The organism is Variovorax sp. ISS6 (assembly GCF_056523145.1).
On sequence record NZ_JAWRZC010000001.1, the window covers coordinates 1,660,303 to 1,672,525 of the forward strand.

A 12,223-nucleotide genomic window follows, 5' to 3' on the forward strand; every position below is an offset into this window, starting at 1 on the left:
CTTACAGGCAGCCCTTGCCGTTGACGGAGTGCGAGCGGATGAGTTGGCGAACAAAAGTGGTCTGGAGCGAGGGGATGCTGCTGCAGCCCCAGCACCTGCAGCAGAGCGAACGACATGCCGATCACGCGCGGCACGTGCTGCTGCGCTCCACCACGCCCTATGCCTGGGGCTTCGCCGAACTGGAGATCGACCAGGCCGCGCTGACGCTGGGCAAGCTGGCGCTGGTGCGCGCGGTGGGCGTGTTCGGCGACGGCACGGTGTTCGACATGCCGGCGGTCGATCCGCTGCCCGAACCGATCGACATCCCCCAGACCATGCGCGACGAGGCCGTGGTGCTGGCGCTGCCACTGCGCCGCGCCGGGGCGCGCGAGGCCGATGCCGAGGAGTACGAGGAGCTGGTGCGCCACCGCGTGCTCGAGTCCGACGTGCCCGACTCCAACACCGCGGGCGAGCGCACCGCGATGCTGCAGCTGGGCCAGCTCCACACGCGGCTGATGCGCGCGAGCGAGGCGACCGATGCCTGGACCACGCTGGGCGTGGCGCGCGTGGTCGAGCGCCGCGTCGACAACCAGGTGCAGCTCGAGCGCGCGATGCTGCCGCCGCTGCTCGACGTGGCGGGCCATGCGGTGATCCGCGCCTGGCTCGACGAGCTGCTGGGCCTGCTGCGCCAGCGCGGCGAGGCGCTGGCCGGGCGCATGACGCAGGGCGGCACCGGCGGCGTGGCCGAGATCGCCGACTTCATGCTGCTGCAGACCGTGAACCGCAACGAGGCGGTGTTCGCGCACCTCGCCAGGAGCGCGATGCTGCATCCGCAGCGCTTCTTCGAGCAGGCGCTGGGCCTGGCCGGCGACCTCGCGAGCTTTCGCGACTCGCGCCGCGTGGCGCGCTTCGGTCCCTACATCCACGACGACCTCGCGATGAGCTTCCGGCCGCTGATGGACGACCTGCGCCGCAGCCTGTCGATGGTGCTCGAGCAGTCGGCGATCCGCATCGACCTGCACGACCGCAAGCACGGCGTGCGCGTGGCCGTGGTCAGCGACGTCGAGCTGCAGCGCAACGCCACCTTCGTGCTGGCCGTCAACGCCCACATGCCCAGCGAGGCGCTGCGCGCGCGCTTCCCGACGCAGGTCAAGATCGGCCCGGTCGAGCGCATCCGCGACCTCGTCAACCTCGCGCTGCCGGGCGTCACGCTGACGCCGATGCCGGTGGCGCCGCGCCAGATCCCGTTCCACGCGGGCGCGAACTACTTCGAGCTCGAGACCCGCAACAGCGACCTCTGGCGCCAGCTCGAGCAGTCGGGCGGCGTGGCGATGCACATCGCGGGCGACTTCCCGGGCCTCGACCTCGCGTTCTGGGCGATCCGGTCATGAACACCTCGACGGAAATCCGGTCGTGCCAGACGGATGCGCTGCCGGATTCGGGCTGCCCGGACGCGAAGGGCGCGAAGGTTCCGCGAAGGACGCGAAAGAAGTCCGGGAATCCATTTCTTGTGTTCCTTTCGCGTCCTTCGCGGAACCTTCGCGTCCTCTGCGTCCGGAAGTCCGATCCCGTCTTTCTTCGCGGGACCCACGCATCATGAGCACACCTCCCGACCCCTTCGCCGCCTTCGAGTCCGAGCGCACGGTCATCAAGCCCAAGCCGCGCACGCCGGCCAATGCGCCGGCGGCCTCGGCCGCGCCCGCGCCTTTCTTCCCCGCCACCGATCCCACGCCGGTGGCCGACCTCGGCGAGCTCGGCCTGCTCAATCCGCTGGTGTCGGCGGCCGGCAAGCTGCTGGTGCTGATCGGCAAGCTGCGCAACCTGGTGCAGCCGCCCAACGTGCCGGCGCTGCGCGCCTCGACCGCCGAGGCCGTCAACCAGTTCGACCAGAACGCGCGCCGCGCGGGCGTGGGCAACGAATCGGTGCTGGCCGCGCGCTACGTGCTGTGCACCGCGCTCGACGAGGCGGTGGCCAACACGCCCTGGGGCGTGCAGGCCGGCTGGAACAAGCAGAGCCTGCTGGTGCAGTTCCACAACGAGACCTGGGGTGGCGAGAAGGTGTTCCAGCTGCTGGCCAAGCTCGCGCAGGACGTGCCCACGCACCGCCAGCTGCTCGAGCTGATCTACAGCGTGCTGGCGCTCGGCTTCGAGGGCCGCTACCGCGTGGTCGACAACGGCCGCGCGCAGCTCGACTCGGTGCGCCAGCGGCTGGCCGACCTGATCGCCAAGGACCGCCCCGCGGTCGAGCCCGAGCTCTCGCCGCACTGGCGCGGGCAGGGCGCGGGCACGGTGCGGCTGCGCGAGTCGCTGCCGCTGTGGGTGTTCGCGGCCGGCTTCGCGCTACTGCTCGCGCTGGCCTGGTTCGGCCTGCGGCTCACGCTCAACTACCGCTCCGACACCACCTACTCGGCGCTGTCGAGCCTGCGCGTGCCCAACATCCAGATCGCGCCGCCGGCCGCGCCGGCCAAGACGCCGCGGCTCGCGCGCTTCCTCGAGCCCGAGATCAAGCAGGGCCTGGTCACCGTGACCGACGAGGCCGACCGCAGCGTGGTGCGGCTGCGCGGCGACTCCTTCTTCGGCTCGGGCAGCGCCGACCCGATGGCGCAGTCGCTGCCGGTGCTGCGCCGCATCGGCCAGGCACTGGCCGAGGTCAAGGGCGAGGTGCTGATCACCGGCCACTCCGACAACCAGCCGATCCGCTCGCTGCGCTATCCATCGAACTGGCACCTGTCGGCCGCGCGCGCCGACGCGGTCAAGGGCGCGCTGTCGACGCTGGTCGATCCGGCGCGCATGCGCTCCGACGGCAAGGCCGATGCCGAGCCGGTCGCGCCCAACGACTCGCCCGCCAACCGCGCGCGCAACCGCCGCGTCGAGGTGGTGCTGCTGACCGAGCCCGAGCGCCTGGCGTCGGCGCCCGCCGCCGCCGCGCCGCCTGCGCCGTCGCCCGCCACGGGAGCGACCAAATGATCAAGAAAATCTTCGGCTTCCTGTTCAGCCCGCTGCTGCTGACGCTGCTCGCGCTGATCGTCGTCGCGCTGCTGATCTGGTGGATCGGCCCGCTGGTGAAGATCGGCGCGCTGGCGCCGCTCGAGAGCGAGACCGTGCGCGCCATCGTCATCGGCGTGATCGTGCTGCTGGTGCTGCTGCGCGCCATCTACCGCCGCTGGCGCGCGCGCCGCGCCAGCCAGCACCTGACCGACGGCCTGATGAAGGCGCCCGCGGCCAAGGCCGGCACGCCGGTGGCCGGCGAGCAGCAGATCCTCGACACCCGCTTCAACGAGGCGGTGGCCACGCTCAAGCAGATGAAGCTGCACGCGGCCGGCAAGAAGCCCGGCTGGCGCGACTGGCTCTCGATCTCGGGCGGCAGCTATCTCTACGACCTGCCCTGGTACGTGTTCATCGGCGCGCCGGGCGCGGGCAAGACCACCGCGCTGGTCAACTCGGGCCTGTCGTTCCCGCTGGCCGAGAAGTTCGGCCCCGGCGCCATCCGCGGCGTGGGCGGTACGCGCAACTGCGACTGGTGGTTCACCGACGAGGCCGTGCTGATCGACACCGCGGGCCGCTACACCACGCAGGACAGCCACCAGTCGGAGGACAAGAGCGCCTGGGAAGGCTTCCTCGGCCTGCTCAAGAAGGTGCGCCCGCGCCGGCCGCTCAACGGCGTGTTCCTCACGGTCAGCGTCGGCGACCTGCTGAGCCAGGGGGCCGAGGCGCGCTCGCAGCTCGCGGCCTCGATCCGCGCGCGCCTGCTCGAGCTCGACGGCAAGCTCACGACGCGGCTGCCGGTCTACGTGCTGGTCACCAAGAGCGACCTGCTGTACGGCTTCACCGACTACTTCGACGACCTCGGCAAGGAGCAGCGCGCGCAGGTGTTCGGCTTCACGCTGCCGCCCGAGGAGAACCAGCAGGTCGACGAGAAGGGCCTGTCGCTGGCCTTCCAGCGCGAGTTCGCGCTGCTGCACCAGCGCGTCAACGACGGCCTGATCGCGCGCATGCAGCGCGAGACCGACGGCACGCGCCGTGCCGCGATCTTCGGCTTCCCGGCGCAGTTCGGCGCCATCGGCCCGCTGCTGTCGGACCTGCTCGACCAGGTCTTCACCGGCTCGCGCTTCACCCAGCCGCCATGGGTGCGCGGCGTGTACTTCACCAGCGGCACGCAGGAAGGCAGCCCGATCGATCGCGTGATGGGCAGCCTGGCGCGCAGCTTCGGCATCGAGCGCGCGATGCTCGCGCCGCAGAAGTCGAGCGGACGCAGCTACTTCCTCACCACGCTGCTGCGCGAGGTGGTGTTCCCCGAGCAGCGCCTGGCCGGCGCCGACGTCAAGCTCGAGCGCCGCCGCCACACGCTGCGCTTCGCGGCCGTGGCCGCGATGACGCTGCTGACCGTGGGCCTGCTCGCGGCCTGGGGCTACAGCACGCTGCGCAACATGGACTACCTGAAGTCGGTCGAGGCGCGCGTCGATCCGGCCAAACAGAACCTGGCCGCGCTGCCGGCGCGGGTGCAGAACCTGGTCGAGGTGGCGCCGGTGCTGCAGAACCTGCGCGACATCTGGCGCACGCCCGAGAACCGCCTGGGCGACGAGCCGCTGGCCATGACCCTGGGCCTCTACCAGGGCGACAAGCTCGATGCCGCCGCCATGCTGGTGCACCAGCGCGCGCTCAACGAGGCCTTCCTGCCGCAGATCGCCAAGCGGCTGGAAGACCAGCTGCGCACCGCGCAGAAGGACAACCTCGAGTACACCTACGAGGCTTTGAAGAGCTACCTGATGCTCTACCAGCCCGAGCACTTCGATGCCGAGGCGCTCAAGGCCTGGATCACGCTCGACTGGTCGCGCAGCCTCGACCGCGGCATTCCCGAGGAGCAGCGCAAGCAGCTCGAGGACCAGCTCGACGTGCTGATCGCGCAGGGCCCGCCGCGCTCGCCGCTGAAGATGGACGAGAACCTGGTGCGCAGCGTGCGCGCGGTGCTCGCGAGCTATCCGCTCGAGCAGCGCGTGTTCAGCCGCCTCAAGCGCCAGCGCGCCTCGCGCGACATCCCGGCCTTCAGCGTGGCGCAGGCCACCGGTCCCTCGGGCCCGCTGGTGTTCGAGCGCATCAGCGGCAAGCCGCTGACCGAGGGCGTGCCCGGCATGTTCACCTACGACGGCTACCACAAGCGCTTCCAGAACGAGGTGGTGGTGCTGACCGGCCTGCTCGCGCAGGAGGACCCGTGGGTGCTGGGCCAGGACCGCAACACCGCCGACCGGCTGCGCGACGTGGCCGCGCTCGGCGAGCTCACCGACCGCGTGCGCCGGCTCTACCTGGCCGAGTACGTCAAGCAGTGGGAAGCGCTGCTGGCCGACGTGCGGCTGATCCGCGTCACCGGCCTCGACAAGAACATCGAGACCGCGCGCATCCTCTCGGGCGTGGATTCGCCGCTCGCGAACTTCCTGCGCGCGGTGGTCAAGCAGACCACGCTGATCCCCGCCGCCGATGCCAACAAGGACGTGGTGAGCAAGGCGACCGAGACCGTGCGCAACACGCGCAAGGGCCTGGAGGACCTGTTCGGCGGCGACCCCGGCCGCCAGGTCGCGCCGGGCAAGCGCATCGAGAGCATCGTCGACGACCGCTTCGAATCGCTGCGCCGCCTCGTCACCGCCGGCGGCCCGAACCAGCCGGCGCCGATCGACGACGCGCTCAAGCTGTTCAACGAGGTCTACGTCTACCTCAACGCGGTCGACACCGCGGTCAAGGGCCGCACCTCGCCGCCGCCCGGCGACGTGGCCGGCAAGCTCAAGTCCGACGCCGGCCGCCTGCCCGAGCCGGTGCGCAGCATGATCGAGAACCTGAGCCAGACCGGCGCCACGCAGGCCCAGGTGGCCGAGCGCGGCAACCTGAGCCAGGACCTGCGCCCCGTGGCCGAGTTCTGCGCGCGCGCCATCGCGGGCCGCTATCCCTTCGTGCAGAACAGCAAGCGCGACGTGCTGCCCGAGGACTTCGGCCAGATGTTCGGCGCCGGCGGCCTGATGGACGACTTCTTCCAGAAGCGGCTGGCCGCGCTGGTCGACACCAGCACGCGGCCGTGGCGCTACAAGCCCGTGGCCGAGCGCGGCGCCATCACCACGCAGGCGCTGGCGCAGTTCGAGCGCGCGGCGCGCATCAAGGAGATCTTCTTCCGCGGCGGCGGGCGCGGTCCGTCGATGCGGCTCGATTTCAAGCCGGTGGAGATGGACGCGAGCATCACGCAGTTCATCCTCGACGTCGACGGCCAGCTCGTGAAGTACGCGCACGGCCCGGTGGTGCCGATGGCGGTGCAGTGGCCCGGACCGAAGGGCAGCAACCAGGTGCGCGTGCAGGTGAGCCCGCCCTCGGCGACGGGCAGCTCGGGTTCGGCGGTCGATGGGCCGTGGGCGCTGTTCCGCACGCTCGACGACGGCCAGCTCGAGGCCGGCGACGCGCCCGAGAAGTTCTTCATCACCTTCCAGGTCGGCAACCGGCGCACCCGCTTCGAGGTGACGACCAACAGCGTGCAGCACCCGATCCGGTTGAAGGAACTGCGCGAGTTCTCGTGCCCGGAGGGCTTGTGAACCTCGCCTCGTCCCCGTTGTTCGCTTCCACGCAATTGCCGGGATGGTTCGGCAAGTTGCCGGGGATGGGGGACTTCGCGCATCGCCGCTTGCCCGAATCGTTTCGGGAGGTGTGGGATGCGTGGCTGCAGCGCGGGCTGGCGCGGTTGCGGGATCGGCATGCGGACTGGACTTCGCACTACCTCGAGGCGCCGGTGTGGTGCTTCGTGCTGGGGCCTCGGGTGGCGGGGGAGCGGGGGTGGATCGGGGTGTTGATGCCTTCGGTCGATGGGGTGGGGCGGTACTTTCCTTTCACCGTGGCTGTGGAGCTGGAAGACCCGTTGCTCTCTGAGCTCGAGGGGGCTGCGTTGGTGGCTGCCTTGCGGTGGTGGGGGGTGGCTACTCAGGCTGCTCTGGAAGGGCTGGAGCTGGATCTGGATGCGGCGCGGTTCGATGCGGCGCTGGCTCGGTTGTTCGGTGCTTCTGGTTCGGATGCTTCGTCCTCTGAAGGTGCGTTGGCTTTGCCTTTGGAAGGGGCCTCCTTGTGGATCGGGGATCCTGCCGTTGAAAGCGGGCTGCGGATGGTTTGCGTCGGGCTTCCGATGGATCTGCAGTTCGAGGCGCTGTTTCTTGGGGGAGGGGAGTGAGCTTTGTCTTCCTCTGATTGTTTTGCTGAGGCTGTCGGCCGGGAATTCGCCCCGGCGGGCGAGTCACTTTCTTTTGTCTCGCCAAAAGAAAGTAACCAAAGAAAAGGCGACCCCACTGTCTGTGTCCCTTCGCTTCGCTACGGGCAACCTGCGGTGCTCGGGGAAAGCGGGGGTCCGCAGAACTCGCTGCGCTGCGCTCCGCTCAGACAGCTGCGGCCCTTATCCCGCTTTCCCCTGCGCTCCTCGGCACAGCCAGAGGGGAGTGGGTCGGGCCATCGCTGCGCTCGGCCCCGCATGCCCAACGGGCCTTCGCTTCGCTCGGCCTTGGCTATCGGGCGTAGCGGTCGTGCTCGCACCCCCCACACAAGGACGCGCCATGGCGCGTTGACCCTGATCCCCTCTGGCTGCGCCGAGGAGCGCAGCGTTTCGCGGATCAGGGCTCGCAGCTGTTTGAGCGAAGCGAGTTCTGCGAGACCCCGCGAAACGCGAGCACCGCAGGTTGCCCGGAGCGAAGCGGAGGGTCGCAGACAGTGGGGTCGCCTTTTCTTTGCCTACTTTCTTTTGGCGAAGCAAAAGAAAGTAGGTCGCCCGCCGGGGCGAGACCCGGCCAACAGCCTCCCGCAGGGAGCAAGCCACCTCGAGGCCCCTATCCCATGACCGAGGAAATCAAGCCCGAAGGCAACGACGACCGCACCCGAGTCGTCCCCCGAACCACGCCCCTGGACGACAGCGCCACAGTCATCACGTCCGGCCAGCCCACGCGCACCAACAGCCCGTTGTTCGCCCCCACGAACCCCCCGACAAATCCAGCCACGGGCCCATCCCAAGGAACACCCCACGAAGCCGGCCTCCTCCCCGTAGGCAGCCGCCTCGCCGAATTCGAGATCACCCGAGTCATAGGCCAGGGCGGCTTCGGCGTCGTCTACGAAGCCTGGGACCACACCCTCGAACGCGTCGTAGCGATCAAGGAATACCTCCCCTCGTCCCTCTCCACCCGCCAGAACGACGGCAGCGTCGTCCCCCTCTCCGAACGCCACCGAGAGACCTTCGACCTCGGCATGCGCAGCTTCATCAACGAAGCCCGCCTGCTCGCCCAGTTCGACCACCCCTCGCTGCTCAAGGTCTACCGCTTCTGGCAGGAACGCGGCACCACCTATATGGTGATGCCCTTCTACCGCGGCGACACCCTGCGCCAGGCGCTGGTGTCGATCCCCGCGGGCGTCGACGAGGCCTGGCTGGTGCGCATCATGGACGGCGTCACGCAGGCGCTCGGCGTGATGCATGGCGCCAACTGCTACCACCGCGACATCGCGCCCGACAACATCATCCTGCTCGAAGGCTCGGGCCGGCCGGTGGTGCTCGACTTCGGCGCGGCACGGCGCGTGATCACCGACAAGACGCAGGCGATCACGGTGATCCTCAAGCCGGGCTATGCGCCGATCGAGCAGTACGCCGAGATGCCCGACATGTCGCAGGGCGCATGGACCGACGTCTACGCGCTCGCGGCCGTGATGCACGTGGCCGTGTGCGGCCGCGCGCCGCCGCCGTCGGTGGCGCGCCTCCTGTCCGACAGCTACGTGCCGCTCGCGGGCAACGAGATCCTGCGCCAGCGCTACAGCCCGCAGTTGCTCGAGGCGATCGACGCCGGGCTCGGCGTGCGGCCCGAGGCGCGGCCGCAGTCGATGGCCGAACTGCGCGCGGCGCTCGGGCTCGAGACCAGCCAGAGCATCGCGCCGCCCGCGCATCCCTCGCAGCACGCGCGCGCCACGTCGGCGGCGCCGGGGCCCAACAGCCGCAGCGGCGGTGGCGGCAAGACGGTGGTGCTGCCGCCCGCGCCGGCACCCTCGGCGGGTGCGCGCGCCGGTGGCAACAAGACCGCCGTGGCGCTGGTCTCGGCGGCGCTGCTCGCGGCCGCGGCCGGCGGCGGCTGGTGGTGGTTCCAGGGACGCGGCCATGGCGACACGCCGCCGATCGCGAGCGCGCCGCCGCCATCCGGTGGCGACACGCAGCAGGTCGCGCAGACACCGCCGCCTCCGCCACCCCCTCCGCCCGCGCCGCCCCCGGCACCGCGCACGGCGCTCGAATCGCTGCAGTCGCTGGCCGGCGGCGCCGCGGCCGGCTTCGATGTCACGGCCTCGGCGAAGAAGCCAGAGGTCGCGATCGGCAAGGACAAACTGGCCTTCGAAGTGCGCAGCAAGCGCGACGGCTACGTCTACGTGTTCCTGCTATCCAGCGGCGGCGAGATGTTCCTGCTGTTCCCGAACCTGCTCGACAAGTACAACAAGATCACCGCCGGCAGCCCCCTCGCGCTGCCGCGTGCCTCGTGGCCGATGGAGGCCGGCGGGCCCGCCGGGACCAACCAGTTCGCGGTGCTCGTCAGCGAGCACGAGCGCGACTTCGGCGCCTCGGGCGTGCAGAACGAGGGCGTGTTCCCGCAGTTCCCGCTGCCGGTGCTCGCGGCCCTCGAAGCCACCCGCGGCAGCGGGCCTTCACCGCTGCTGGGCAAGCCTGTGTGCGCGCCCGGCACGCCCTGCGACGACGTCTATGGCGTCGCCAATTTCAAAATCGTCGAGAAGTAATCGTCTGTAGAGCGTGACCCGACGGGCCACCTTTCCACGAAGGAGATCTTCACCATGAACAAGCACCTTCCGGCCCTCGCGCCGACGCCCGCGCCGGTCCTGCACCGCGCCGCCGTGGCCGCCGCGACCGCCGCCGCCGCCTTCCTCGCGGGCTGCGCCGTGCCGCCGCCCGCCGCCGCCCCGGCCCCCGCCCCCAGCACCGACACGGCCGCCGCGGCGCCGGCGCCCGCGCCGGCACCGCGCCCGCCCGCCAGCGGCAGCGTGGCCGGCCAGGCGCGCACCTTCTCGACCCAGCTCGCGACCTACACCGCGGTCGGCTTCGACGCGGTGCCGGGCTGGACCCGCGACGACTTCGCCGAGACCTGGCCCGCCTTCCTCGGCAGCTGCAAGGTGCTCAACGGCCGCGGCACCGAATGGAAGTCGGTCTGCGACCGCGCGACCAAGGTCGACGGCAAGAGCAATCCCTCGATCCGCAACTTCTTCGAGACCGAGTTCTCGGTCTACCAGATCCGCGACGACGACCGCCGCCCCGACGGCGTGGTCACCGGCTACTTCGAGCCCGAGATCCAGGGCAGCCGCAGCTACGCGCCGCCGTTCATCTACCCGGTGTACGGCCAGCCCGAGGACATGCTGTTCGCCGACGCGCGCAAGCTGCCCGCGGGCGACGGCACCGTGGCCGCGCGCGTGCAGGGCCGCAACGTGGTGGTGCAGACCGGCCTGAGCACGCGCGACATGGGCGCGCCGGGCCTCTACGCGCTCGACCTCTCGGGCATCGTGCGCGACACGCTCGACCGCAAGGTGCGCCTGCGCATCGAGGGCAAGCAGCTGCTGCCGTACTACACGCGCGAGGAGATCGAGACCAAGGGCGCGCCCAACGCCAAGGTGCTGGCCTTCGTCTCGAGCGCCACCGCGCTCTACGAGATGCAGATCCAGGGCTCGGGCCGCATCCGCCTGGCCAGCGGCGAGATGATCCGCGTCGCCTACGCCGAGCAGAACGGCCAGCCGTTCCGGCCCACGCTGGCGCAGGCCGCCAACGGCAAGCCGCGCAGCCCGGTCAAGGTGCGCGGCTCGTCGATCGAGCTCGACCTCGACGACGGCGACGACGACGATTCGGGCAACGTCTCGACCACCATCCGCACGCGCGGCTTCACGCTGGCGCGGCCCGCCGCGAGCGGAGCGGTGGTGGTGCCCGGGCGGCGCGCGGCCGGCCCGGTGGCCGGCACCGGCATCAAGGACCCGAGCTACGTGTTCTTCAAGGAGGCGGCCACGCCCGGCGGCCCGGTGGGCGCCTTCGGCGTGCCGCTGTCGGCCGGCCGCTCGATCGCGGTCGATCCGCGCAGCACGCCGCTGGGCTATCCGGTGTTCGTCTCGACGCGCACGCCCGGCAGCGGCGCGCCGATGCAGCGCCTGACCATCGCCCAGGACACCGGCGGCGCGATCCGCGGCGCGGTGCGGGCCGACTATTTCTTCGGCAACGGCCAGCAGGCCGCGACCAACGCGCGCCGCATGAAGGAACGCGGCCAGCTCTGGATCCTGCTGCCGCGCGGTCTGGCGGTGGCGAGCGCCGCGGCGTCCTCGGCGATCCGCACGCGCGGTGGGCCGGTGGGCGCCGGCCTCGCGCAATGCCTGGTGCCGACCGAGGGCGTCTGCGAGGACGACTGAGGAGACGACAGCGTGAATGCCGCCACGAGGCCCGGCCCCGGCCGTTGAATCCATGCAGGAAACGCTGTCGTCCGAGGAAAGCGGCGAACTCGTGCGCCTGTGGCGCCGGCGCCAGACGCTCACGTCGAACGACATGGGCCGCATGTACCGCATCGTCGGCGACGCGCTGGTGGCCTGCAATCCGCCCGAGCTGCAGGTGCTCGGCGAAGGGCGCCAGGAACTGGTGGCGCAGTTCATCTACGTCAAGGTGCTGCGGCTCGATGCCGATCCCGACGAGGCCGAGGAGCGCGCGGGCCACAGCGCCCCCTCGACCGCCTTCGCGCTGTGCGCCTATTTCCGCCGCTACCTGATCGACTGCACGCGCTCGGCCGCCTTCAAGCGCAAGCTGTCGATCGGCGACCAGATCACCGAGGCCCAGCTCGAGGACGAACTGGGCGCCGACGAGGACCTCGAGGGCTGCCTGGCCGAGCACGGCCTCAGCAGCCTCGCGGTGCAGCAGGCGGCGCGCGCCTTCATCGCCGAGCTGCCCGAGCCCGAGCGCATCCTGCTGTGCGAGGGCTTCGGCAAGGAGGCCGAGGGCGGCCTGTCGGGCATCGCCTCGCGCCATGCCATCGCCTCCTACCACTACCGCGCGGGCCGGCTCGGCCTGGTGCACAAGCGCGAGGGCCTGACCGCCGACTACGCCAGGACCCGGCTCGGCGGCTGGATCCAGGGCACCCTGGGCATCGCCATCGAGGCCGACAACATGGCGGCGATCCTGCAGGTTTTCAAAATCCTGGGCGCTGAAGCGTCTTATGCCTGAAGACATAGC

Annotated in this window: 7 protein-coding genes; all 7 read left to right on the top strand. The window is 70.7% G+C overall.

The genetic code is table 11. The annotated features are described in order from the left end of the window. Positions 1-38 precede the first annotated feature (38 nt). The gene (gene tssK / locus AC1HIL_RS07685) at positions 39-1,370 is read left to right on the top strand and encodes a type VI secretion system baseplate subunit TssK (RefSeq protein WP_479671512.1); all 1,332 of its coding nucleotides are present in this window, start codon (positions 39-41) and stop codon (positions 1,368-1,370) included. Between the two features lie 205 nt (positions 1,371-1,575). After that, positions 1,576-2,946: a DotU family type VI secretion system protein gene (locus AC1HIL_RS07690; protein ID WP_479671513.1), complete on the top strand. Its 1,371-nt coding sequence runs from the start codon at positions 1,576-1,578 to the stop codon at positions 2,944-2,946. Continuing rightward, positions 2,943-6,545, top strand: a complete 3,603-nt coding sequence (gene tssM, locus AC1HIL_RS07695) for a type VI secretion system membrane subunit TssM (protein WP_479671514.1) — start codon at positions 2,943-2,945, stop codon at positions 6,543-6,545. The genes AC1HIL_RS07690 and tssM overlap by 4 nt, the downstream gene beginning before the upstream one ends. Next, positions 6,542-7,171: a type VI secretion system-associated protein TagF gene (tagF, locus tag AC1HIL_RS07700; RefSeq protein ID WP_479671515.1), complete on the top strand. Its 630-nt coding sequence runs from the start codon at positions 6,542-6,544 to the stop codon at positions 7,169-7,171. Before tssM ends, tagF begins: the two co-directional genes overlap by 4 nt. Positions 7,172-7,824: 653 nt before the next feature. Beyond that, positions 7,825-9,750: a protein kinase domain-containing protein gene (locus AC1HIL_RS07705; protein WP_479671516.1), complete on the top strand. Its 1,926-nt coding sequence runs from the start codon at positions 7,825-7,827 to the stop codon at positions 9,748-9,750. 54 nt (positions 9,751-9,804) lie between these two features. Continuing rightward, positions 9,805-11,412: a murein transglycosylase A gene (gene mltA / locus AC1HIL_RS07710; RefSeq protein WP_057599026.1), complete on the top strand. Its 1,608-nt coding sequence runs from the start codon at positions 9,805-9,807 to the stop codon at positions 11,410-11,412. 52 nt (positions 11,413-11,464) lie between these two features. Further along, positions 11,465-12,214: a hypothetical protein gene (locus AC1HIL_RS07715; protein WP_057596830.1), complete on the top strand. Its 750-nt coding sequence runs from the start codon at positions 11,465-11,467 to the stop codon at positions 12,212-12,214. The last annotated feature ends 9 nt before the right edge of the window (positions 12,215-12,223 follow it).

Bases quoted from the DNA above. Each gene is read 5' to 3' on its own strand.
- AC1HIL_RS07715 (WP_057596830.1), top strand. From the start codon at position 11,465: ATGCAGGAAACGCTGTCGTCCGAGGAAAGCGGCGAACTCGTGCGCCTG.
- AC1HIL_RS07690 (WP_479671513.1), top strand. From the start codon at position 1,576: ATGAGCACACCTCCCGACCCCTTCGCCGCCTTCGAGTCCGAGCGCACG.
- mltA (WP_057599026.1), top strand. From the start codon at position 9,805: ATGAACAAGCACCTTCCGGCCCTCGCGCCGACGCCCGCGCCGGTCCTG.
- tssK (WP_479671512.1), top strand. From the start codon at position 39: ATGAGTTGGCGAACAAAAGTGGTCTGGAGCGAGGGGATGCTGCTGCAG.
- tssM (WP_479671514.1), top strand. From the start codon at position 2,943: ATGATCAAGAAAATCTTCGGCTTCCTGTTCAGCCCGCTGCTGCTGACG.
- AC1HIL_RS07705 (WP_479671516.1), top strand. From the start codon at position 7,825: ATGACCGAGGAAATCAAGCCCGAAGGCAACGACGACCGCACCCGAGTC.